Source organism: Pseudomonas sp. FW215-R2, assembly GCF_058789255.1.
In genome coordinates, this window is record NZ_JBYTBO010000028.1 from 1 (window position 1) to 24,308 (window position 24,308).

22 protein-coding genes are annotated in these 24,308 nt (G+C 63.5%); 20 read left to right on the top strand and 2 right to left on the bottom strand.

Features of this window, described 5'->3' with window-relative positions; translation table 11 throughout:
* Positions 1–211 precede the first annotated feature (211 nt).
* Both AC3WRD_RS27075 and gspG read right to left on the bottom strand, forming a co-directional pair.
* Positions 212–1,399, bottom strand: coding sequence for a type II secretion system F family protein (locus tag AC3WRD_RS27075; protein WP_096821308.1), 1,188 nt, complete (start codon positions 1,397–1,399; stop codon positions 212–214).
* Positions 1,400–1,413: 14 nt separating this feature from the next.
* Complete coding sequence (gene gspG / locus AC3WRD_RS27080; RefSeq protein ID WP_102622369.1) at positions 1,414–1,842, bottom strand: type II secretion system major pseudopilin GspG; 429 nt, start codon at positions 1,840–1,842, stop codon at positions 1,414–1,416.
* A 202-nt stretch (positions 1,843–2,044) separates the two neighbouring features.
* On the opposite strand from gspG, the gene AC3WRD_RS27085 reads away from it, so the two are divergent.
* The 20 genes from AC3WRD_RS27085 (at position 2,045) to AC3WRD_RS27180 (ending at position 24,135) form a co-directional block, all read left to right on the top strand.
* The gene (locus AC3WRD_RS27085) at positions 2,045–2,656 is read left to right on the top strand and encodes a lytic transglycosylase domain-containing protein (protein ID WP_102622370.1); all 612 of its coding nucleotides are present in this window, start codon (positions 2,045–2,047) and stop codon (positions 2,654–2,656) included.
* A gap of 202 nt (positions 2,657–2,858) precedes the next feature.
* Complete coding sequence (mnxG, locus tag AC3WRD_RS27090) at positions 2,859–8,678, top strand: manganese-oxidizing multicopper oxidase MnxG (protein ID WP_102622371.1); 5,820 nt, start codon at positions 2,859–2,861, stop codon at positions 8,676–8,678.
* A 40-nt stretch (positions 8,679–8,718) separates the two neighbouring features.
* Positions 8,719–10,641: a YncE family protein gene (locus tag AC3WRD_RS27095; protein WP_102622372.1), complete on the top strand. Its 1,923-nt coding sequence runs from the start codon at positions 8,719–8,721 to the stop codon at positions 10,639–10,641.
* A gap of 13 nt (positions 10,642–10,654) precedes the next feature.
* The gene (locus tag AC3WRD_RS27100) at positions 10,655–11,305 is read left to right on the top strand and encodes an SCO family protein (RefSeq protein ID WP_102622373.1); all 651 of its coding nucleotides are present in this window, start codon (positions 10,655–10,657) and stop codon (positions 11,303–11,305) included.
* Positions 11,302–11,922, top strand: a complete 621-nt coding sequence (locus AC3WRD_RS27105) for an SCO family protein (RefSeq protein WP_102622374.1) — start codon at positions 11,302–11,304, stop codon at positions 11,920–11,922. Before AC3WRD_RS27100 ends, AC3WRD_RS27105 begins: the two co-directional genes overlap by 4 nt.
* Before the next feature lie 9 nt (positions 11,923–11,931).
* Entirely contained in the window at positions 11,932–13,482 is a 1,551-nt protein-coding gene (locus AC3WRD_RS27110; protein WP_102622375.1) for an ABC transporter substrate-binding protein, read from the top strand.
* A gap of 15 nt (positions 13,483–13,497) precedes the next feature.
* On the top strand, positions 13,498–14,259 hold the full coding sequence (locus tag AC3WRD_RS27115; RefSeq protein ID WP_102622376.1) for a SurA N-terminal domain-containing protein: 762 nt from the start codon (positions 13,498–13,500) through the stop codon (positions 14,257–14,259).
* Between the two features lie 235 nt (positions 14,260–14,494).
* Positions 14,495–15,028, top strand: coding sequence for a response regulator (locus AC3WRD_RS27120; RefSeq protein WP_102622377.1), 534 nt, complete (start codon positions 14,495–14,497; stop codon positions 15,026–15,028).
* Between the two features lie 83 nt (positions 15,029–15,111).
* Positions 15,112–16,818 carry a GspE/PulE family protein gene (locus AC3WRD_RS27125; RefSeq protein ID WP_102622378.1) on the top strand — a complete coding sequence of 569 codons (1,707 nt, stop codon included), beginning with the start codon at positions 15,112–15,114 and terminating at the stop codon, positions 16,816–16,818.
* Positions 16,799–17,602: a hypothetical protein gene (locus AC3WRD_RS27130; protein WP_102622379.1), complete on the top strand. Its 804-nt coding sequence runs from the start codon at positions 16,799–16,801 to the stop codon at positions 17,600–17,602. The genes AC3WRD_RS27125 and AC3WRD_RS27130 overlap by 20 nt, the downstream gene beginning before the upstream one ends.
* A gap of 1 nt (position 17,603) precedes the next feature.
* Complete coding sequence (locus AC3WRD_RS27135; RefSeq protein ID WP_102622380.1) at positions 17,604–18,149, top strand: PilN domain-containing protein; 546 nt, start codon at positions 17,604–17,606, stop codon at positions 18,147–18,149.
* The gene (locus AC3WRD_RS27140; protein WP_011333432.1) at positions 18,136–18,684 is read left to right on the top strand and encodes a GspMb/PilO family protein; all 549 of its coding nucleotides are present in this window, start codon (positions 18,136–18,138) and stop codon (positions 18,682–18,684) included. Before AC3WRD_RS27135 ends, AC3WRD_RS27140 begins: the two co-directional genes overlap by 14 nt.
* The gene (locus AC3WRD_RS27145) at positions 18,684–19,202 is read left to right on the top strand and encodes a hypothetical protein (RefSeq protein ID WP_102622381.1); all 519 of its coding nucleotides are present in this window, start codon (positions 18,684–18,686) and stop codon (positions 19,200–19,202) included. Before AC3WRD_RS27140 ends, AC3WRD_RS27145 begins: the two co-directional genes overlap by 1 nt.
* A complete protein-coding gene (locus AC3WRD_RS27150; RefSeq protein WP_102622382.1) occupies positions 19,199–21,046 on the top strand; it encodes a secretin GspD/PilQ domain-containing protein in 1,848 nt (615 codons plus the stop codon). The genes AC3WRD_RS27145 and AC3WRD_RS27150 overlap by 4 nt, the downstream gene beginning before the upstream one ends.
* A gap of 2 nt (positions 21,047–21,048) precedes the next feature.
* Positions 21,049–21,522 carry a type II secretion system protein gene (locus AC3WRD_RS27155; protein ID WP_085733232.1) on the top strand — a complete coding sequence of 158 codons (474 nt, stop codon included), beginning with the start codon at positions 21,049–21,051 and terminating at the stop codon, positions 21,520–21,522.
* A gap of 5 nt (positions 21,523–21,527) precedes the next feature.
* Positions 21,528–21,902, top strand: a complete 375-nt coding sequence (locus AC3WRD_RS27160) for a type II secretion system protein (protein WP_096821322.1) — start codon at positions 21,528–21,530, stop codon at positions 21,900–21,902.
* A complete protein-coding gene (locus tag AC3WRD_RS27165; protein WP_096821323.1) occupies positions 21,877–22,428 on the top strand; it encodes a type II secretion system protein in 552 nt (183 codons plus the stop codon). Before AC3WRD_RS27160 ends, AC3WRD_RS27165 begins: the two co-directional genes overlap by 26 nt.
* On the top strand, positions 22,425–22,817 hold the full coding sequence (csgE, locus tag AC3WRD_RS27170) for a curli production assembly/transport protein CsgE (RefSeq protein WP_096821324.1): 393 nt from the start codon (positions 22,425–22,427) through the stop codon (positions 22,815–22,817). The genes AC3WRD_RS27165 and csgE overlap by 4 nt, the downstream gene beginning before the upstream one ends.
* Positions 22,814–23,245 (top strand): curli assembly protein CsgF, encoded by a 432-nt coding sequence (locus AC3WRD_RS27175; RefSeq protein ID WP_102622383.1) that lies wholly within the window; start codon positions 22,814–22,816, stop codon positions 23,243–23,245. The genes csgE and AC3WRD_RS27175 overlap by 4 nt, the downstream gene beginning before the upstream one ends.
* Before the next feature lie 29 nt (positions 23,246–23,274).
* Complete coding sequence (locus AC3WRD_RS27180; protein ID WP_096821326.1) at positions 23,275–24,135, top strand: CsgG/HfaB family protein; 861 nt, start codon at positions 23,275–23,277, stop codon at positions 24,133–24,135.
* Positions 24,136–24,308 lie beyond the last annotated feature (173 nt).

Sequence of the window (24,308 nt, forward strand, 5' to 3'; positions counted from 1 at the left end):
GCTTCCTCCACCCCCACTGCCACCTTCCTTGGCCTGAACGCTGGACACCCCGGACAGGTTGTCCGGGATCAATACGGTAGACGCCGACAGGACTGCGCTGATGGCCATTGCGAGCATGAGCTTTTGAATGTGCATATCGTTCTCCGTCTTTGTTGTCTTGATTGGGAACCTGGATGTGCAGTGTTGCGCTTGAGTCGACCCGTTCCCGGGGTCAGTGAATGCTTGAAGCGAGTTCGAAGATCGGGATGTACATCAGGATCACGATCACCCCGATCAACAGGCCGATGAAGGTCATGAGCAGCGGTTCGAACAGCCGCACGAACCACTCGATCCAGCGGCTGATTTCCTCGTCATAGAAATCGGCGCTGCGTTCCATCATTTGCCCGAGGTTGCCGGACTGCTCGCCGGCGCGCAGCAGGCGCAGGGACACGGGCGTCACCAGCCGATTGAGCTCCAGCGCGGTGGACAATGACTGTCCTTCGCGCACTCGTTCGCAGGCCTGGTCGAGTCGCGCCCGCGAGGCTACGGTAAGCAGGCCGCGCACCATGCCCATGGCGGTCACCAGCGGAATCCCGCCTTGCAGCAGAATCCCCAGTGATCGGTAAAACCGCGCCAGCTCATACATGAAGATCCGCTGGTGCACGGCGGGGAGTTTTTCCACCAGCCGATCCAGCCCACGGCGAAACGCCGGTTGTTTCTGCAACACGGCGAGGGCGGTGATGATCGCCGCCAGAATCCCGAAAAACTCACCCTGATGTGCGTGCAAAAACATCCCGCTGCTCATCAGAATCTGCGACAGCCACGGCAGGTTCGAGCCCAGTCCTTCGAACACCAGACTGAAGCGCGGCACCACGTAGCCCATCAAAAACAGCACCACGCCACCGCCGACCACCAGCAACAGCAGCGGGTAGATCGAGGCGCTGACGATCTTCTGCCGCACCTCGTCCATGCGTTGGCGATAGCTGACATAACGACCCAGCGCATCGCCGACCGCGCCGGTCTTCTCGCTGGACTGCACCAGCGCCACGTACAGCGGCGGGAAAACCGCCGATAGCTGGGCCAACGCCTGGGAGAACGATTTGCCTTCGTACAGCAGCCGCACCAGCTCAGTCAGGGTTTTTCGGGCGGCGGGCGCGGTTTCTTTTTCCGCCAGGCTTTCCAGTGCATCGATCAGCGGCAGGCCGGCGTTGAGCAACGTGGTCAGCTCCTGGCTGAACAGCACCAGGTTGAAGGTTTCACGCTGGCTCAGGCGCAGCGAACGCCAGTGCCGTTCGGCGTGCAGGCTGACCACGCGCAAGCCCTGATCCTCGGCGATGCGCCGCGCTTCGCTGTGACCGGGCGCCTCGATGTTCAGCGACACCACGCCGGCCTTGCCCACTGCCTTCAGATGAAAACGCATGCCCTGTGCTCCGCTCATTGCCAGTTGGTGACTTCGGCGTTTTCGCCTTCGCCGCCGGGCTGGCCGTCCTTGCCCATTGACAGCAAGTCGTACTCGGCGTTTTCACCGGGGTAGCGGTAGGTGTAGTTACGGCCCCACGGGTCCTGCGGCAGTTTTTTCTGCAAGTACGGGCCGGTCCATTTCGCCTCGTCGCTCGGCGCGGTCACCAGCGCCTGCAAGCCCTGTTCGGTGGACGGGTAGTGGCCGACTTCCAGCCGATACAAGTCCAGTGCCTTGCCCAGGCCTTCGATCTGCGCCTTGGCGACTTTCACTTCGGAGCGCCCCAACTGGGCGAAATATTTGGGCGCGACGATCCCGGCCAGCAGGCCGAGCACTACCAGCACCACGAGCAATTCGAGCAGGGTGAAACCCTGTTGGGCGCGCGGACGAACATGCAGCTTCATGATGACCTCCGGTGAGTGGCAGCCGAGTCGCCTGAGGGCTTATGCAATTGCCATGCTCAGCCCCCGATAAATCCTGCGTGCGGGCTGAAGCCCTTGAAATACGGGCTTCTCGAGAGTCGGCACAGTGCTTGCGTACGGCTGATTCACGACAGGTCAGTGGGGCATTTCCCCCAATTTTTCGGGGCCTGTCAGGGGAGGCCCAATGCTCAATCCAATCTGCGCAGGACTGCTTGGCTGCATGCTGTTGACCGGCATCGCCGAGGCCGATGTGTTTGTCTCCGTGGACGCCAAGGGCAGCTACGTGCTGTCCAACGTCCACCGCCCCGGACGCACCTACGAACGGGTGATTCACGAGGCACAAATGCCCGTGGTCAGCCTTGACCGGCAACCGCAATTGATCGCCAACCAGCCCTACGCGGAACTGGTGTCGGCGGCGGCCACGGCCAATCACTTGCCCGAAGCCTTGCTGCACGCGGTGATCAACGCCGAGTCGAACTACAACCCCGGCGCCACCTCGCCCAAAGGCGCCGGCGGGCTGATGCAACTGATGCCCGACACCGCCCGGGAACTGGGGGTGACCGACGTCTACGACCCCAGGGCCAACATCCAGGGTGGGGCCCGGTATCTCAAGCGCCTGATGACCCTGTTCGACAACGATATCGCGCTCGCCGTGGCGGCCTACAACGCCGGCCCCGACGCGGTGCTCAGCCGTGGCCGGGTGATCCCGCCGTTTGCCGAAACCCAGCGTTATGTCCCCAGCGTCCTGCGCCAGTACCGGCGTTTGCAGGGGCTGGCGGCGGACGCGCCGTTGTAAAGCTTCAACCCGGTTTTCCCCACTTTCGGGGCAAATCCGCCGGGTCGGAAAAACGGGGAAACGGGTGGGGAATTTCCCCCGGATTCTCAAATGATTTCTGTAACTGATTGAACAGCAACACGATTTTTTGTGGCATGCGGATTGCTCTGAGGGCTTTGTCGAGAATCATTCCCTGTGAGCACCCACTACGAGGTTTCCGATCATGGTTGGCATTCACCACGCACCGTCCCTGTTGAACTGGCTGCTGTTGCTGGCCTCGATGCTCAGCGTCGAACTGGCCAGTGCCGCCGTGCGCTGCGAACGCAATCTGGTGGCCAACGTCGTGGCCTTCGATCAGCCGCTGATGTTCAACCGCCTCGGTGCGCAGAACGTCAACGGCATGATGTTCGCCTTGCGCCGCGACGTGGTCGATGACCACGACCGGTCACTGGCACAGGGCGGTTCGGCGGTGCCGGGCAAAGTGTCGCTGCGCCCGGACAAGCGTCCACGGCCGCTGGTGCTGCGCGTGGCGGCGGGGGACTGCCTGACGATCAACCTGCAAAATCTTCTGGCGTATCAGGCCAACCCGAACCATCACTCCGAGCCTGAGGGTGAAGAGGAAAACGCTAACGTCGGCGAAGCCTTCAAGGCCGACGAGCAAGTCGCCGACCGGCATGTCGGTTTCCAGGTCAACGGCCTGCAAGCGGTGAACAGCATCGATGACATCGCCTCGTTCACCGGGCGCAACGCCAACAGTCTGGTCGCCCCCGGTGCCAGCCGTTCCTATCTGTTGTACGCCGAGCGCGAAGGGGCGTTCGATGTCAGCAGCCGTGGCGCGACGTTCGGCGGGGAGGGCGCGGCCGGCAACAATGCCAATGGTCTGTTTGCCCAAGTGGTGGTCGTGCCCAAGGGCGGCCGCACTTACCGCAACACCCTCACTGAAGAAGACATGCGCCTGGCCAGCACTGGCCGCACCCCCGCCGGACATCCCATCGTCGATTACCAGGCCCGCTACCCGCAACGCGAGCCGTGGCTGCGCGAAGGCAAGGCCGGCACGCCGATCATCAGCATGGTCGACGGCAGCGAAATCATCTCCAGCGAAAGCGATGCCATCGTCATGGGCAGCAACCCCGACGGCAGCTTTCCGCCGATCACCTATCCACTGGAATCGGTGGGCAAACGCAACCCGGCGCTGCCCAACCGGCTGGAGCCGTTCCGCGATTTCGCCGCGCAGTTCCAGGACGAAACCGCCGTCACCCAGGCGTTCCCGGCGTACTTTGCCGACCCGGTGATGGGCCATGTGCTGGAGCCGACCCGCGACTCGTTCATGATCAACTACGGTGCCGGCGGCATGGGCGCCGAAGTGATCGCCAACCGTTTGGGCGTGGGGCCGATGCACGATTGCCTGTCCTGCGCCTACGAAGAATTCTTCCTCAGCTCGCACACCGTCGGCGACGTGGCGATGCTGGTGGACGTGCCGGCCAACACCGGGCTTGAGAACATCGCCCCCGGCCAGACGCCACGTGCCGATCAGGTCGGCGTGAAAGCGACCATGGCCCTGTATCCGTCTGAACCATCGAACGTCGCCCACAGCTACATCGGTGACTTCGTCAAATTCCGCAACACCCATAACGGTTACGAGCACCACATCTTCCACTTGCACGGTCACCAGTGGCTGTTCAATCCCAACGATGACAACTCCGATTACGTCGACGCTCAGGGCATCGGACCGGGGGCTGGCTACACCTATGAAATCGCCAATGGCGGCTCGGGCAATCGCAACCGGGTGGCGGGCGATGCGATTTACCATTGCCACTTCTATCCGCACTTTGCCCAAGGCATGTGGGCCATGTGGCGGGTGCACGATGTGTTTGAAGAGGGCACCCGACTGGAGGTTTCCCAGCAGGGTGCCGATGGTTTCCACAGCGAACCCTATGCGCTGCGCAGTGGTAAACCCGCCGCCGGTGCCCGCGCCTTGCCGGACGGCGAAATCATTGCCGGCACGCCAATCCCCGCCATCGTGCCGCTGCCGGGCAAAGCCATGGCGCCGATGCCGGGCAAGGTTGTGGTGGTGCCGAAAATCGGCGAAACGATGGTTGCCGCCAGCGATGACGACGATGAGGAAGAAGAGGGCGACGATGATCACCACGGCGGCAACGCTGGCGCTCAGGCTGTTGGTTCTCTGGCCCTGGTGGATCGCAGCGAAGCCAACCGCAACGCCGACGGCAGCCTGAAAAATCCCGGCTATCCGTTCTGGATCGGCGGCATGGAAAGTTCGGTCGGGCAACGTCCGCCGACCCCACCGCTGGACATGCTCGACGCCGCCACCGCGCAATCGCTCAAAGCCAGCGGCAAGGCGCTGTGGGCCAACCTCGACCCGACGCAATCCGGCGGTTGGGACGGTGGTTTGCCGCGTCATGCACTGGACGGAAAGTCTGCTGGTGGCGAAGCGCTCACCGTGACCACGTCGCTGGATTTCTCCAAGGAAGTCACCCGCGCCAAACCGATTTATCTGCCCGAAGAGGGCACCGAAGTCGAACAGGCGGCGATGGCTTTCCACGCGAAAAAGGATCACCCAAGCTTCGCCTTGCTGCCAGGCAATCAAGTGGTGGCCAAGGCCTTCCGCACCAATGGTGCCTTGCCGATTGCTGGTGCGCCTTACTACGAACCGTGCATGGATGACCGTCAGAAACGTTTGACCAGCAGCGCCGGTACAGGCGAATTCAACAGCGGCGAGCGTCTCGATGGCATGTCCTTCGTCGGCGCCTCGACCTTCACCGCCGACCGGCCACGGGTCTACAAAGCCGCCAACATCCAGTTCGACGCGGTGTACAACAAGGTCGGTTATCACTTCCCGCAGGCGCGCATCCTGGCGCTGTGGGAAGACGCCTGGCCGGTGATCACCAAGCAGCGTCCGCCAGAGCCGCTGGTGATGCGCATGAACACCTTCGACTGCGTGCAATACCAGCAAACCAACCTGGTGCCGGCCGTCTACGAGATGGACGATTATCAGGTGCGCACCCCGACCGACGTGATCGGCCAGCACATTCACCTGCCGAAGTGGGACCTGACGGCGGCGGACGGTTCCTCCAACGGCTGGAACTACGAGGACGGCGTGCTTTCCCCCGGCGCCGTACAGGAACGTGTGCATGCGATCCGCGAGTTCAACCAGTGCGCCGGCACCGACCCGCGCGACGGCACTCCCGCGTGCCCGAAAGCCAAGGCGCACCCATTCTTCGGTCAGTACGGACGCAGCGACTGGATGGGCGCACGCACGGCGATGCAGCGCTGGTTCGTCGACCCGGTGATCAACAGCAAAGGCGTGGATCGCGGCCTGGGCACCATCTTCACCCACGACCACCTCGGCCCATCGACGCACCAACAAATCGGCCTCTACGCCACCGTATTGGCTGAACCGGCCGGTTCCACCTGGTTCCACGCCGAAACCGGCGAGCCTTTGTACAGCGGCGCCCGGCAGGACGGCGGGCCGACGTCGTGGCAAGCGGTGATCAACACCGGCGACCTCGACGGCGACGGTTTGAACGACAGCTTCCGCGAGTTTTTCCTGGAGTACAGCGACTTCCAGCACGCCTATGAGGCCGGGGTGTATGTGGGCGCCGGGCCGAACGGCATCCCGAATGCGCAGGCGTTCCCGGCCACGGCCGACAGCTTCCGCTTTGCGATCAACCCGCCGGTGCGCAACAACGCCGGCAACCTGCTCGAAGCGGTGGTCGAGGCGCGCGGCGGGATCAAACCGGGTTGCCCGAGCCGGCCATGCCCACAGGCGATTTCCGTGGATGACCCCGGCATGTTCGTCGTCAACTACCGTAACGAACCGCTGGGCCTGCGGGTGTTCGACCCGAACAAGGTCGGCCCGGACGGCAAGCGCGGCATGCAGGCCGACGGCCTCGGCGGTGACCTGGCGTACGCCATGCAGAGCCGCACCGATCGGGCGATCCCGGCGCTGAACCTGGCACCGAACCAGATCAGTTCGGCCACCGGGCCTACTGGCGGCACCACGCTGTTCCCACCGCACATCAACAAGGGTGGCGCCGAACCGGGTGACCCGTTCACGCCGATGCTGCGCACCTACACCGGCGATAACGTGCGGCTGCGGGTGCATGCCGGCGGCCACGAGGAAGAGCACAACGTCACCCTGCACGGCGTGAAATGGCTGCAGAGCGGCTCCGGGTTCGGCAACAGTTCCAACTCCGGGTGGCGCGCTTCGCAGATGGTCGGGATCTCCGAGCAGATGGGCTTCATTGCGCCGGTGTCGATGCTGTCGAGTTCGGCGGCGACCACCGGGGATTATCTGTACTCGATGGACGCCTCGATCGAAGGCTACTGGAACGGCATCTGGGGCGTGATGCGCAACTACACCGCGCAACGCAACGACCTGTTCGCGCTGCCGAACAACCCGAAACCCACCGGCATGCGCAACACCGTGGCATTCGAAGGCACCTGCCCACGGATCAGCGCCAACCCCAACGGCATCGGCACCCGACCCACCGTGCAGCGCAATTATGAAGTGGTCGCGGCGCTGGCCAACGACATCCTGCGCAACCCGCTGGGGCTGACCATCGGCGACTCGGCCGGGCTCGGCCAGCACGTCGGCGGGCCGTTGAATCCGGCCGGCGGCACGCTGGTGTTCAACTCGCGGCCAGTGAGCATTCCGCAGGTGACGGTGACCGATCCAGAGGATGGCGAAACCATCACCATCGGTGGTCAGAGCGGGCCGATCCATGACCCGACCGCCATTCTGTACGTGCGCAAGGCGGATCTCGATCCAGCCACCGGCAAGCTCAAACCCGGCATTCCGGTGGAGCCGCTGGTGCTGCGCGCCGCTGCCGGGGACTGCATCAACATCACCCTGGAAAACCGCCTGCCAAGCGTCATGCCGGACCTGGCGCAGACCGCGATCCTGCAAGGCCTGGTCAAGCGTGATCGCAACGGTGGCGACGGTTCGACCACCTTCAACAACAACCTGCTGCGGCCGTCCAGCCACGTCGGACTGCACGCGCAACTACTGGCCTACGACATCACCAAATCCGACGGTGTGAACGTCGGCGCCAACCCGATCCAGACCGTGCCACCGCGTGTCGGTAGCACCGGTGCGTACCCGACCCGTACCTATCAGTACTACGCCGGGCACCTGGAGCGCGAAGGCAAACCGATCACCCAATTGGGGCGCAGCGTCGACAACATCAACGCCACAGCCGTGGAGTTCGGCGGCCTCAACTTCACCCCGGCGGACGTGATCAAACAACCGCAAAAAGGCCTCGGCGGGGCGATGAGCATCCTGCCGGCGGGCGCCACCTGGGTCGACGATGCACGCAAGGTCAGCGCCACGGTGACGGCGGCGGGGCAAACGGCTTATCGCGATTTTGCGATGGTCTGGCAGCGCGCCCTGAACCTGCGCTGGGCCAATGGCCGGCCGGTGGAGGGCATTGCCTCCGAAGGTATGGGCGTGCCGAACGATCCGAAGGACAACGCCGGCATGGCCATCAACTACAAGGCCGAACCGATGTGGTACCGCTTCGGCCTGGCGCCGGATGCACCGTTCGGCCGTGCCGACGGCCACGGTTACGGCGACGTGCCAAACGCACACATGGCGTACAGCAACGCTCTGGTCGGCGGCGATCCACAGACCCCGGTGTTCTACGCCAGACCGGGGCAGCCGTTCCGCACCCACATCCTGATGCCGACCGGTGGCAGCCGTGGCTCGACCTTCCAGCTCGACGGGCACCTGTGGTCGGTCAATCCGTTCCAGTCGGAAAAGAGCGATGTCGGCGGCTACCCGATGAACACCCCCGGCGTGGGCTCGGTGAAGTTCGGCTACAACCCGATGTCGATGTACATCGGCGCCCGCGAGAGCGTGCTGCCGGCGGCGCACTTCAGCTTCATGTTGCCGAGCGCCGGCGGCGCCAATGCGATAGCGGGGGACTACCTGTTCCGCGACAACGCCTCGTTTGGCAATACGGCGGGGTTGTGGGGGTTGTTGCGGGTGACGAACGAGCCTGAGCCGACACCTCAGGGCCAATAGCGGGAATGCAGTCGGGGATGTCTTGGCAGGGGAGTGCGACATGAACAGGATCATCAACATCATCGGTGTCTGCCTGCTGGCGATGGCCGGGGCGTTGCTCACGCTGAGCGAGATTGCCCTGGCGCAAACCGGGCCCGGGCAGGTGCTGACCCGCGACGGCGTGTCGATTGCATTCAACCTGCAACCGCTGGCTCGCGACGGCAAATTGCGTGAAGGCGAGTTCGCCGACGTGCAGTTTCGCGTCACCGATGGCGCCTCCGGCCAGCCGCTGTCCGGTGTGGCGCCGGGGGCGTGGATCGATCCCGAAACCGTTGCCGCCGACCAGGTCCAGGGCCGCGACAAGAGCTGCAAATCCCGGGTCGGGACGTTCCTCAAATCCAACATCGGCGCGCGGCCGCTACTCGATCTCAACAGCTACTTCCTGCTGGTGATGAACCGCGATGCCAGCGTTTCGGTGATTGATCCGTCGGTGTCGGTCGGCGGCATCACCAGCACGCTTGCGCGGATCGAACTCAAGCAACCGCCGATGGATTGGGTCACGCCCAGGGACAACAAACGGGTGTTCGTGTCGATGCCGACAGCAGGGGAGGTGGCGGTGATCGACAGCGAGCAATTCAAAGTCCTCGACTCGGTGGCCGCCGGCAGCCAACCGGTGCGGGTTGCGCTGCAACCGGACGAACGTCTGCTGTGGGTCGGCAACAACGCGGCGAAGGCCGAAGAGTCCGGCATCACCGTGATTGACGCCCAAAGCCTGAAACCACTTATGCATCTGGCAACCGGTCGCGGGCACCACGAAATCACCTTCAGCAAGGACAGCCGCTTTGCCTTCGTCAGCAACCGCGACGACGGCACGTTGAGCGTCATCGACATCGCCAGCCTGAGTCTGCTGCAACAGGTCAAAACCGGCTCCAGCCCGTTGTCGGTAGCGTATTCGCCGCTGTCCGGCGCGGTGTACGTGGCCGACGGCAAGGACGGCACTGTCACGGTGATCGACAGCAACAGCCGCACCGTGCGGCGGGTGATCAAGCTGCAACAGGGCCTCGGCCCGATGGGGTTCAGCGCCGATGGCCGCTTTGGCGTGGTGCTCAATACGCTGGAAAACCGCGCCACGGTGATCGATGCCGCCAACGACGCGGCGATCCATGATCTGGACGTGTCCGCCGAACCCTATCAAGTGGTGTTCACCAAAGCCTACGCTTACGTGCGCGGCCTGGCCTCGCCGAAAGTCACCATGATCAACCTCGCCTCACTGGGCGAAGGGCGCCAGCCGATCAGCCAGGGTTTCGAGGCCGGGCCGCAGCCGCCACGGCTGGCCGGGGATTTGCCGCTGGCGTCGAGCCTTGCCGTGTCGCGGGATGACAACGCGGTGTTCGTGGTCAACCCGGTGGACAACACCACCTATTTCTACGCCGAAGGCATGAACGCGCCGATGTCCGGTTACCCCAATCGTGGGCAGGTTGCGCGTGCGGCGATGGTTGTCGACCGCAGTCTGCGCGAGGTGTCGCCGGGGCTGTACAGCGCCCGGGTGAAACTGCCGACGGCGGGGCGTTTCGACGTGGCGTTCCTGCTCAATCAACCGAACATCATTCATTGCTTCAGCGCGCAGGTGGAGCCCGACGGCGCGGCTGAAAAACACGTCGGCCCGCCGAAAGTCGAGTTCCTGCCGGGCAAGACCGCCGTGGCGCTGAACGACCCGTACGTGGTGCGGTTCCGCATCGTCGAGGGCAAGCAAAAGGTGCAGCGCAGCGGCGTGAAAGACGTGCAGTTGCGCTACTTCCTCGCGCCGACATCGCGACCCCGAGAGGTGGCGGCGCTGGAAGTCGCCGATGGTGTGTACGAAGCCCCGGTGACCCTCGACCGCAGCGGCGCCTGGTACCTGCATGTGCGCGCGGCATCGCTGGGCGCGGGTTTCGACGACAAGACATTTGCCAGTGTCCGGGTGCTGCCCGGTCAGACTCAGTGACGAGGACAACGCCATGAACCGATTCGCATCATCCGGCCTGCTGACCTTGTGCCTGTTGGCCGCCGGCATCCATCAGGCCCGAGCCCATTCGGCGGACGAACACGCGGGGCACAAGGCACCGGCCGCCAGCACCCAGGAACACACCCAGGTCAAATTCGTCGACGTGCCGCTGCTCGACCAGAACGGCAAGACCGTGCGCCTGGAACAGGATCTGGTGCACAACAAAATCGTCGTCATGAGTTTCATCTACACCAGCTGCACCACGGTTTGCCCGGTGGTCTCGTCGATCATGGGCAAGGTGCAGAAACAGCTGGGTTCGCGGGTCGGCGGCGAAGTGCAACTGGTGTCGATCAGCATCGACCCGCAGCGCGACGACCCGAAACGCCTGCTGGATTACGCCCGCTCTTTCCAGCGTGGGCCGGGCTGGAGCTGGCTGACCGGTTCGCCGCAGTCGATCAACGCCACGCTCAAGGGCCTCGGTAGTTTCAGCGGTGACTTCAAGAACCACCAGCCGCTGATCCTCGTCGGTGACGGCAACAGCCGCCACTGGATGCGCTACTACGGTTTCACCGACCCGGCGTTGCTGGCCAAGGAAGTGGAAAAACTCAGCGGCCTGCGCACCCACGCCAAACACACCGCGATTGCCATGGAGCAACAGCCATGAGAATGCTCGACTGGATCAGCCTGACTGTGTGCTTCTGGATTCTCGGCAACGTGGCCTTTGCCCACGAAGGCCACGCGCCCGAGGCCCCGGCGACGGTGGCCGCCGCGCCGGCCAAAGGTACTCATGACGCGAAAACCTGGTTCACCGACACGCCGTTGCTGGATCAACACGGCGTCACCCAGCGTTTCTACAGTGACGCGCTGCAAAACCGCGTGGTGCTGCTCAACGTGATCTTCACCAGTTGCAACGACGCCTGTCCGCTGATCACCCGCAAGCTCAAGGAAGTCCGCGAGCTGCTGGGCGACAAGGCCGACGGCATCACTTTCATTTCCCTTACCAGTGATCCGCTGCGCGACACGCCGGCGGTGCTCAAGGCTTACACCTTGAAGCAGGGTGCCGATGACCCTCACTGGCTTTTCCTTACCGGCGACAAGGCGCAGATGGATCTGGTGCTCGGTCGCATCGGCCAGATCGTGCCGACGCCGGAGCAGCACTCGACCCAGTTGATCGTCGGCGATGTCGCCAACAAACGCTGGAGCAAGATCCGTCCCGACGCCCCGGCCGCCGCCATTGCCCAGCGCTTGCAACTGCTGACAATGCCCGTGGCCGGCCGCTGAGTCCGCGCCATGAACCTGCGCCGCGTTCTCGCCTTGATCCTGCTCGCTGGCGCCAGCCTCGGCGCGGCCGCGTTGCCGCTGACCGCTGAAGAAAGCGCCGGCAAGCGCCTGTACCGCGAAGGCCTGTCGGCCAGCGGCGAGGCGATCATGGCGCGGGTCGGTGCGGCGGACGTGTTGCTGCCGGCCACTAGCCTGCCGTGCGCCAACTGCCACGGTGCCGATGGTCTCGGCCGACCCGAAGGCGGCGTGCGTCCACCGGAGCTGAACTGGTCGCGGCTGACCAGCCTCCACGGTCAGCAACAGATCAATGGCCGCAACTACCCGGCCTACACCGACAGCAGTCTGGCGCGGGTGATTCAGGAGGGGCGTGACCCCGGCAACAATCGGCTCGATCCGAGCATGCCGCGCTTTCTGCTGTCGATGAAGGATCAGCGCAACCTCACTGCCTATCTCAAACGCCTGGCCGATGATCGCGATCCGGGTCTCGATGACCAGACTTTGCACCTGGGCACTTTGCTGCCGAGCCAGGGGCCGCTGGCCGAGGAGGGCGCCACGGTGGCGGCGGTGCTCAACGGCAGCGTGGCGCGGATCAATCAGGCGGGCGGTATTCATGGCCGGCAACTGCGCCTGACCGTGGTCGATCCCGGTCCGGACCGCGCGAGCGCCGAGCAGGCTCTGCAACGGCTGATCGATGAGGAAAAGGTCTTTGCACTGATCGCCCCGCTGGCCCCGGCGCTGGACAACGAACTGGCGCCACGTCTGGAACACGCCGGTCTGCCCCTGATCGGGCCGCTGTCCTTGATGGGCTCGGTGCAGGCCAGTGCGCAGATTTTCGAACCGCTGCCGGGATTGCGCGAGCAGTTGATCGCCCTGGCCGACTACGCCACCGCCAGCCTGAAAGTGCTGCAAGGGCCGACGCTGATCGCCTATCCCGACGACCCGATCCAGGTGCAGGCTGCGCAGGCGCTGGGGCAATACTTGCAGGATCACGGCTGGAAAAATGTCCGAATGCAGGCCTACGACCCGGCAGCGGATGCCTTGCCGCTGGGCTCACGCTCGGTGTTCTACCTGGGCAGCGGCAGTGGTTTCAGTCGGTTGGCGGCGGGGCTGCAACATGCCGGGCAAGTGCCGTACCTGTTCGCGACGTCGGGCCAGGTGGCGGGCGACCTGCTGCAAGTGCCCGAGGGCTTTTCCCGGCGCGTATTCCTGGCCTATCCCTTTGTGCCCAGCGACTGGACCCAGGCCGGGCGCATGGCCCTGACCCTGCTGCGTGAACATCAGGGCCTCGGCGCGCAGCATGCGGTGCTGCAAGTCGGCGCCTATGCCTCGATGCTGCTGTTCAGCGAAGCCATGAAGCAGGCCGGGCGCGACGCCAGCCGCGAAAAAATGGTGGCGGCCCTCGAAGGCCTGCACGACTTCGACACGGGCCTGACCCCGCGCCTCAGCTTTGGCCCCGGACGACGATCGGGCCTGAGCGGGGCGCATGTGGTCACCGTGGACTTGCCCGATCAGCGCTTCTATCTGGTCGCGCCCTACAAACCGATTCTCGCGAGCCCCTGAACGGAGGCCTTGATCATGAAGCTCAAAAGCGTGTTGTGGCTGCTGGCATGCTGGTTGCCGATCGCGTTCGCCAATACGGAACCGGTGGCGGCGCGGGTCAACGGCGAGGTGATTTCCGAGTATCGTCTGGAACGGTTTTTCGCCGAATACCTGGAAGACCGGGGCCGCGCCGTCGCGAGCATCCGCAGTCCAAAGGCCTATAAACAGCTGCGCCAGGCCGCGCTGGACACGCTGATCGACAAGGAACTGCTGTGGCAGGAGGCGCAAAAACGTGGCCTGAAGGTGGACGATCAAGCGGTGCAGCAACAGGTCGAACAGATTCGCGTCGCCATCGGCGGCAGAGACAACTTCCTGCGGCGCTTGCAAGATGCGGGGTTCGACGAAGCTTCGTTCACCGAGTACACCCGACGTGAACTGGCGGCGCAGCAGATGTTCGCCGCGTTGATCCGCGCCAACACCTTGCAGGCTCGGCATCTGCTGGTTCGGGTAGCACCGGACGCCGATGCCGCCACAGACGCGGCGGCGCGTCTACGCTTGATGCAGATGCGCGCCTCTGTGATTGAGGGAGCAACGTTCGCCAGCGATGCCGTTCGCTCGCCATTCGGCTGGCATTTGATCTATTTGCAGAACCACTTGGAGGCAGCCGATGTCCCACAGATGCAGGGGCTTGCAACAGTCCGGGTACAGCGTGCCCGACAGCAACAGGTCCAGGCTCGTCGCCAGGTGCTCGCGCAATTGCGGGCGCAGAACAGGATCGAACGAATTGACGACGATTGAAGGTTCCCCCCCAATAGTGGGGAATGGCTTCGATGCCCATTCAGGTGCTTCCCCGTTTCTGGGGAACGGGGTACCGGGACGAGCGGGCATTGTCATCAAATTCAAGGACATGAAGACATCAATTTACCGGCACTCGGCCTGGCATGAAGTGTGCGTTACCTCTTGTGAGGCGCACTCCAGCAGGATCGGGCAGTTGATTTGAAAAGGCCGGATCTGTCGCTGCAAGGAGTAGACCTTGGTTAACAAAGTACTGGTTGTCGAAGACGAACAGCTGCTTGCACAGAACCTTCAGGATTATCTGTCGGCGCAAGGGCTGGATGTCCGGATTGCACATGACGGCGCAGACGGAATCGGTCAGGCCGAGACCTTCGCTCCCGACGTGCTGGTGTTCGATTACCGCTTGCCCGATATGGAAGGGTTCGAGGTGCTCGACGCGGTCCGCCAGAACAGGACGTGTCATTTCGTGCTGATAACGGGTCACCCGACCGCTGAAGTCTGTGAGCGGGCGCGGCAACTGGGGGTCAGTCACATCCTGTTCAAACCGTTTCCACTGGCGGAACTGGCCCGAGCTGTCTGCGACCTTCTGGGGATCCAGCGCGAAGCGAAACCCGGTGCGAGCCCGTCCGAAGGGTTCGTCGAACGACGCCAGAGCAGGACCGAGAGCTTCCCGTTGCAGTTGTACGATGGCAGTTGGGTGCTGGCGGACCGCCGACGAAACCGGTCGGAGGCCATGGCACCGGACGACGATCAAATGCTCACCGGGGAGTAATGGCGCGATAGACGTTCCGGCACTCGCCGAACTCGCCTCCCGCGCCGTCAGGGCCTCAAGCCCCGGGTGTTGGAGAGCAAGCCATGGAACGTCTGTCCGTTGTCGTCGAAGCGTTGCAGCCTGCGTGTGCCCCGACACGCTTCTCCAGTGAACAACTGGCCCAGGCCCGGGCGCGGGCCAGCACCTCCGGGGAACGGGTGCTCGACGCACTCAACGTCCTTTGCGAACTGGCGCCGATGCCGTTCATTGCCAGCCTCGGCGCCACCCTGCATTACCCGGTGCTCGACACCGACACCCTGTTTATGGCGACCCCGGTGTTCGACCGGGTCACCCTCGCGCAATGCCTCAAACGTGAATTCATCCTGCTGCGGCACAACGATGAAGTCATCGGTGTGTTCGCTGACCCCTTCGACACTTCGCGCCTGGCCTGGATCGACGAATGCCTGCACGGCGCGCCGCTGTATCTGGTGCACGCCGACGACCTCAAGGCCTATCTGGCCCGCCACGAAGAAAGCTTCCATGCCGTCGAATCGCTCAACGCCCAGGCCGACGCCGGCAGCGAGGTCGACACCCTGCAAAGCCTGTCGCTGACCAGCATCAGCGAAGACTCGAGCGTGGTGGTGAAACTGGTCAACTCGACCCTCTACGACGCGCTGAAAATGCACGCCAGCGACATCCACCTCGGCACCACCGGCAACGGTCTGGTGATCAAGTACCGGATCGACGGCGTGCTCAACAACATCAGCAAGATCCAGGGCAGCGAATTCGCCGAACAGGTGATTTCCCGGGTCAAGGTCATGGCCGAACTGGACATCGGCGAAAAACGCGTGCCCCAGGACGGTCGCTTCAAGATCGGCATCAGCGGCCGGCAGATCGACTTCCGTGTCTCGATCATGCCGAGCATCTTCGGCGAAGACGCGGTGTTGCGGGTACTGGACAAACAGGACCTGGCCGACAAGGTCTGCGGCGTGCAGTTGCAGGCGCTGGGCTTTGAAGACGAAACCCTGCGCCAGCTGCGGCGTCTGGCCGCCGAACCCTACGGCATGGTGCTGGTGACTGGCCCCACCGGCAGCGGCAAGACCACCACGCTGTACGCGATGATCACCGAGATCAACCACGGTGTGGACAAGATCATCACCATCGAAGACCCGGTGGAATATCAGCTGCCCGGCGTGCTGCAAATTCCGGTCAACGAGAAAAAAGGCCTGACCTTTGCCCGTGGCCTGCGCTCGATCCTGCGCCACGACCCGGACAAGATCATGGTCGGCGAGATCCGCGACCCGGACACCGCACAGATCGCCGTGCAATCGGCACTCACCGGGCACCTGGTGTTCACCACCATCCACGCCAACAACGTGTTCGACGTGATCGGTCGTTTCACCCAAATGGAAATCGACCCCTACAGCCTGGTCTCGGCGCTCAACGCGATTCTCGCGCAACGCCTGATCCGTCTGGTGTGCAGCAGTTGCAGCGCACCGGCCACCCCGAGCGATGAAGAACTGCGCGCTTCAGGCCTCGACCCGCACAAGGTCGGCCATTACCACTTCGTCCACGGCAAGGGCTGCGGCCACTGCCGGGGCAGCGGTTATCGCGGGCGCACGGCGATTGCCGAACTGCTGCACCTGGACGACGAACTGCGGCAAATGATTGTCGAGCGCCAACCCATCACCCAGATCAAAGCCCTGGCCTGCGCCCGTGGTTTGCGCCTGTTGCGCGAATCGGCGCTGGAGCTGGTGGAGCACGGTCGGACCACGCTGGAGGAGATCAATCGTGTCACTTTTATCGCGTGATCAATTTATCGCCGTGCTCGGCGCCAGCGGTGTCGGCCTCGGCCAGCGCCGGGGCAGCGACACCCTGTGGCTGGGCAGCGTCGGCTACATCGACGAAGGCTTCCACAGCTACACGGTGGCGCTGGACACCCTCGACCGTCTGCTCGGCGAACATGCTCGCGCAGGTTCCGAGCTGAACGTGGTGATCTCCGGGCACTTCAGCCGTTTCTGCCTGGTGCCGTGGAGCGAGCAGATCAGCAGCCCTGAAGAACTGCGCGGCTTCGCCCAACTGTGTTTCGAAGACCTGTTTGGTGTACCGACGCAACCCTGGAGTCTGGTGCTGTCAGCCGAGCCGGCTGGTCACGACCGGATCGCCAGCGCCTTGCCGCAGGATCTGCTGGAACGCCTGCGCACCCTGGTCAGCGGTCGCAACCTGCGTCTGCGTTCGGTGCAGCCGTACCTGATGAGCGCCTTCAACCGCTTCGACAAAAGCCTCGACGCTGGCGACTTCCTGTTCGTGGTCGCCGAGCCGCAACGCAGCGTGTTGCTGCTGGCAAGGGAAGGGCGCTGGGCGTCGGTGCGCTCGGTGGGCGGCAGCGACAGTGACGTGGCATTGAGTGCCTTGATCGGTCGCGAACGGCAACTGCAAGCCTCCACCAGCGAACGCGCGTTCAACGTTTATCTGCACGCCCCGGCGCGCCTCGATGCGCAACCGGATGTGGCGGGGGTGCACTTGCGCACCCTCGAAGATGACTCGATGACCGTGCGTGACGCCTTGTACGTCATGTCCCGGGCGGTGGCCTGAGATGCGCGCCCTGAACCTCGACTTCCAGCCCCGTCCGCGTTCCGGCCCGTTGGGCTGGAGCCTGCTCGGCGGTGGCGTGATCCTCGCGCTGGTGTGCTTCGGCGTGCAGCAGCACCTCGGCGATCAGGCCGAACAGCAGCAAGGTCACTTGCAGCACACCCAGCGTCAGCTCACTGGGGACAGCGGTGCCAAGACCAGCCTGAGCCCGGCCGAGACCCGCGAGCAGGCGCAGAACCTTGCCGAAATGCGCAAGGTCTCGCAGCAACTGCGTCGCCCCTGGGAACGCCTGTTCGCCATGCTCGAAGCCATGCCGCGCGACGACATCGCGTTGCTGACCCTGACCCCGGATGCGCGCAAGGGGCAGGTACGGATCAGCGCCGAGGCGCGGGATCTGCAAGCGATGCTGGATTTCCACAAACGGCTGGAGGCCAGTGACGAGCTGTCCGACGTGTCGCTGCTGAGCCATGAAATCGTCGTCAAATCGCCGGAGCAACCGGTGCAGTTCAACCTGTCGGCAACCTGGGAGATGGGCGATGCGAATCCCTAGACTGATCGTCCACGAATACCTGCAAGGCCTCGGCGTTCCGGGTCTGGCCGGGCTGGCGCTGCTGCTTGTCACACTTGCCTGGGCACTCGGCGGTTTGCTGCCGGGCTGGCAATCGCTGCAACAGCTCAGCCAGCAAACCCAGGAGGCCACCGAATACCTGGCCAAGGTCGAGGACGGCAGCATTGCGCCGCCGGTGGTGCCGCAGCGTCAGCTCGATGATTTTCGCAACAAGCTGCCGGCCCAGCCGCAAGCCACCGTCGCCATCGACCGCATCTACGCCTTGGCCGCGCAGGAGCACATCACCCTGGCGCGCGGCGAATACGCCCTCGGCGTCGATCCCAAGACCCATCTGGCGCGCTACCAGATCCTGTTGCCGGTGCGTGGCAGCTATCCGCAACTGCGCCGCTTCCTGCATGCCTTGCTCGGCCAGTTGCCGGCGGTGGTGGTGGAAGATGTCGAGTTTCAACGCAAGAAAATCGCCGACACCGACCTCAGCGGCCGGATCCGTATGACCCTTTACCTGTCGAGGTCGTGATGAACACCAAGCGCGTAACAGGGTGGGTGGCGTTCTTCGGCGTGGCGGCGGCGCTGGCCTGGTTGCCCGAATATTTTTCGCCGAGCGACGACGCGGACGCCACTGACGTCGCCGTCTCGACCCCGGCCAAAGCCACCGCCCGTGGCGCTTTACCGGCCAGCAGCGCCAAGGCTGGCGCAGCCCCGATCAAGGACTTGAGCCCGGCCGGCGACCTGTTCGCCGCCAAATCCTGGAAGGCCGCGCCGACTCTGGCCACCGTCACCGAACAACCCGTCAACCTGACCCCGGTGGTGCCAGCCCCGAGCCTGCCACCGGTGCCGTTCCAGTTCGTCGGACGCCTGCATGACCGCAGCGACCTGCAGGTGTTTTTGCAGGACGGCGAAAAAATCTACGTCGTGCGCAACGGGGATGTGATCGACGACACCTGGAAGATCACCGGCATTTCCGATCTGGAATTGAGCCTGGTCTACCTGCCTCTGCATTTGTCGCAGACCTTGTCTGTGGGGAGTACGCAATGAACAGATCCCGTTTGCTGATGAGCCTTGGCCTGTGCGCCGGGCTGGCTGCGTGCAGCACCGCGCAGGTTGCCAATAAGGAAGCCGCTGACCTGATCGAGCAGGGCCAGTACGAGGCGGGCCTGGCCCGGATCCAGGAAGGCTTGCGGGAAAACCCTCGCGACACCGAACTGCACCTGCTGCTCAACAGCAGCCGGGCCAAGGCGATCACCGCGCTGCTGACTTCGGGCGACACCGATCGTGCTCGCCGCGACTTCGCCAACGCACGCCTGGCCTACAGCCGGGTGCTGACCATCGAACCGAACAACCGCCGCGCTCAGGATGCTCTGCGCCAACTCGACTACCTGCGCAGCATGGACGAGAAACTCGAGCTGGCCCGTGGCGACCTGCGTCGGGGCGATATTTACGGCGCCGACCGGCAGGTCAAACAGATCCTCGAACTCGACCCGAAAAACGACGGAGCACTGGAGCTGCAAGGCAACATCCGTCTGGTGCAGAGCCGTAACGTCATCCAGTACCCGCAACTGCGCACCCGGCTCGACCGCCCGGTGACCCTGGAATTTCGCGACGCCAACCTCAAGACCATTTTCGAAGTGCTGTCCCAGGTCGCCGGGCTGAATTTCATTTTCGACAAGGACCTGCGCCCGGACATGAAAGCCACGATCTTCGTGCGTGATGTGCGTATCGAAGACGCGGTGGCCTTGTTGCTGCAACAGAACCAGCTGCACCAGAAAGTGGTGAATGAAAACACCTTGCTGATCTACCCGGACTCGCCGCAGAAGCTCAAGGACTATCAAGAGCTGGTGATGCGCACCTTCTACCTGACCAGCATCGACGCCAACACTGCGCTGAACATGATCAAGACCATGCTCAAGACCCGCGACGTTTTCGTCGATGAACGCCTCAACACCCTGACCATGCGCGACACCGAAGACGCGATCCGCATGGCCGAGAAACTCCTGCAATCCCAGGATCAGTCCAACCCCGAAGTGGTGCTGGAAGTGGAAGTGATGGAGGTCGCCACCCAGCGCATTCTCGATCTGGGCCTGCAATGGCCGAGCACCTTCGGCGTGCTCAACAGTGACGGTTCGCCCGTCACGCTGCTGGGCCAGCTCAAGGGCATCAACTCCGACCGCATCTCGATCGGGCCATCGCCGCAGGCCAAGATCAACGCACAGGACAACGACATCAACACCCTCGCCAGCCCGGTGATCCGCGTCAGTAACCGTGAGCAGGCGCGTATTCACATCGGTCAGCGCGTGCCGATCATCAGCGCCACGTCGGTGCCGTCCACGCAAGGGCCGGTGATCACCGAAAGCGTCACTTATCTGGATGTCGGTCTGAAGCTTGAAGTGACTCCAACGGTGCACCTGAACAACGAAGTGGCGATCAAGATCGCCCTGGAAGTGAGTAACGCCACGCCGCTGGAACCGACCCGCCAGGGCACGATCCCGGTGCAGGTCGATACCCGCAACGCCCAGACCTCACTGCGCCTGCACGACGGCGAAACGCAGATCCTTGCCGGGCTGGTGCGCAACGATCATGGCGCCACCGGCAACAAGATTCCTGGGCTTGGCGACATTCCTGGACTGGGCCGGTTGTTCGGCAGCAACAAGGACACCATCGGCAAATCGGAACTGGTGCTGTCGATCACCCCACGGATCGTGCGCAACCTGCCGTACCAGAGCCCATCGGACATGGAATTCCCGACCGGCACCGAAACCAGCATGCACATCCAGGCACCGGATCGCTCGCAGAACTTCGTGATGCCAACGCCTGCCGCGCAGCCTCGGGCCATCGGTGATGCCGCCGTGGCAACCACTCGTGTCACTGTCGAGAAGCCTTGATCATGAACGCCTCCCAGCGCGGTTTTACCTTGATCGAAGTCGTGGTGACGCTGGCCCTGATCGGCCTGCTGGCCGGCATGGCCGCGCCGCTGACCGAGACCCTGGTTCGGCGTGGCAAGGAGCAGGAACTGCGCACCGCGCTGTATCAGATTCGCGATGGCATTGACGCCTACAAGCGTGCCTTCGATGCCGGCTACATCGAGAAGTCGCTGAACAGCAGCGGTTACCCGCCGAACCTCAAGGTGCTGGTCGAAGGCGTGCGCGATGTGCGCAGTGCCAAGGGTGCCAAGTTCTACTTTCTGCGCCGGATACCCCGCGATCCGCTGGTGCCGGCCAAACGTGACGACAACGGCGGTTGGGGCTTGCGGGCCTACGACAGTTCAGCCCAGAACCCGCGCGATGGTGAAGACGTGTTCGACGTCTACTCCCACGCCAAGGGCCGTGGCCTCAACGGCATCGCTTACCGCGAGTGGTGACTCTCATGCGCCGGGAAAAGGGTTTTACCTTGCTCGAACTGATGGTGGTGATGGCGATCATCGCGACCCTGATGACCATCGCCTTGCCGCGCTACTTCAACAGCCTCGAGGCCTCGAAAGAGACCACGTTGCACCAGAGCCTGTCGGCCATGCGCGAGGCGCTGGATCACTACTACGGCGACACCGGGCGTTATCCCGATTCCATCGAGCAACTGGTCGAACAGCGTTACCTGCGCAACGCGCCACTGGACCCGATCACTGAACGCAATGACCAGTGGGTGCTCGTCGCACCGCCGGAAGGTGTGGCGGGCGGCGTGGCGGATATCAAGAGCGGTGCTACCGGGAGGGCGCGTGATGGCAGCCAGTATTCCGAGTGGTAAGCGCGCGGAGCAGGGTGGGTTCACCTACCTGGGCGTGCTGTTCCTGATCGTGATCATGGGCATGGGCCTGGCCAGTGCCGGCGAGCTGTGGTCGACGGTTTCGCGGCGCGATCGCGAGAAGCAACTGCTGTGGGTCGGCACTCAATACGCCCAGGCGCTGCGCAGCTACTACCGCAGTTCACCGGGGCTGGCGCAGTACCCGAAAGATCTGGCCGACCTGCTACAGGACGAACGTTTTCCTGAGCCACGGCATCACCTGCGCCAGCTCTACCCGGACCCGATTGGCGGCGGTGAATGGGCGCTGCAACGGGGCTTCGACGGGCGCATCACCGGGATCAACAGTCCGTCTACCGAGGTGCCGTTGAAACAGGCGGACTTCCCGTCGCAGTGGTCGGATTTTGAAGGCATGCAGCGTTATTCGGACTGGCAGTTCGTGGCCGAGAAAGCCTTTCTCGATGGCACCGGCCCTGGCAACGGATCCCCGGTCAAAGGCCAGTCGGCCCTGCCGCAGGCATTGCAGCCATGAGCCGTCCGTGGTGGTGCGCGTTGATCCTCGCTGCTGTGGCGTGCTGCGCCAGCGCCGCCGAGGAAGACGAAATGATGGGCTTCATCGTCGACGACACGATCTCGCACATCGGCCACGACTTTTACTACTCGTTCAGCGAACGCCTGCGCGACACCAGCCCGATGGATTTCAACCTGGTGGTGCGCGAGCGCCCCGACGCGCGCTGGGGCAGCCTTGTGACCGTGGAATATCAGCAACGCCTGGTGTATCGGCGCTTCCTGCCGCCGAACACCGTAGAACTGAAGGACGAGGCCTACGAGGCCGCCGACTCGGTTCGACTGGAGGTCGTCCGGCGCAAGCTGGAAGCCTTGTTGCAGGACACCACCGACCTTGAGAAGGACGAACTATGAACACGACAACGTTCTCACGGCGCCGCGGATTCTGGATCTCGGGGTTGTTGATCGGGCTTGCCAGCGCCGCCGCCGTCCAGGCCACCGAGCTGGTCTACACACCGGTCAACCCGTCGTTCGGCGGCAACCCGCTCAACGGCACCTGGCTGCTCAACAACGCCCAGGCGCAAAACGATTACGACGATCCGGACCTCAAGAAACGTACGACGGTGGCCGGCACTTCGGCGCTCGAACGTTTCACCAGTCAATTGCAGTCACGGTTGCTGGGGCAACTGCTGGACAACATCTCCACCGGCAACACGGGGAGCCTGTCCACCGACGCTTTTATCGTCAACGTCGTCGACGACTCCGGGGCACTCACGATTGAAGTGACCGACCGAGCGAGCGGCGAGGTTTCCGAAATTCAGGTAAACGGCCTCAACCCATGACGGGATGACGGTTCCGGGGAGTGATGGACATGAAAAAAATAATAGCGCTAGGGCTGATGTTGGCGGCATTACAAGGGTGTGGTCTGCGTGAGCCGATGTCGGCCGAGCAGGACACCGACACTCCGACCCTGACCCCCAGGGCCTCGACCTACTACGACTTGCTGAAAATGCCGCGACCCAAGGGCCGCTTGATGGCGGTGGTGTACGGCTTCCGTGACCAGACCGGACAGTACAAGCCGACCCCGGCCAGTTCGTTTTCCACCAGCGTCACCCAGGGTGCGGCGTCGATGTTGATGGATGCCTTGCAGGCCAGTGGCTGGTTTGTGGTGCTTGAGCGTGAAGGGCTGCAGAACCTGCTGACCGAACGCAAGATCATTCGTGCGTCGCAGAAAAAGCCCAATACGCCGGTGAACATCCAGGCTGAACTGCCGCCGTTGCAGGCGGCGAACATGATGCTTGAGGGCGGGATCATCGCTTACGACACCAATGTGCGCAGTGGCGGAGAAGGGGCGCGGTATCTGGGGATTGATCTGTCCCGTGAGTACCGGGTGGATCAGGTGACTGTGAATTTGCGCGCGGTGGATGTGCGCAGCGGGCAGGTGTTGGCGAATGTGATGACCAGCAAGACGATTTATTCGGTGGCACGCAGTGCCGGGGTGTTCAAGTTTATCGAGTTCAAGAAGTTGCTTGAGGCTGAGGCGGGGTATACGACGAATGAGCCGGCTCAGTTGTGTGTGTTGTCGGCGATTGAGGCGGCGGTGGGGCATTTGCTGGCGCAGGGGATTGAGCGGCGGTTGTGGCAGGTGGCGGGGGATAATTCTTCGCCTGCGGGGGATGAGACTTTGAATCGGTATTTGACTCAGAACAAGGTGGATCCTGAGTCGGAGTGAACGTGGCGGCCTTTGGGCCGACCAGGTTCTCTGGGTGGTTTGGGTGAATATCCGTTTTTTTGGGTGTTGCCGCTGGCGGTTTCGCCCTTACGGCGAGTCCCTTTGGCAAACGCCCCAAAGGAACCAAAGGTCTGGGCCCCGGCGTTCGGCCCCTCGCTGGGGCTCGGGGTTCC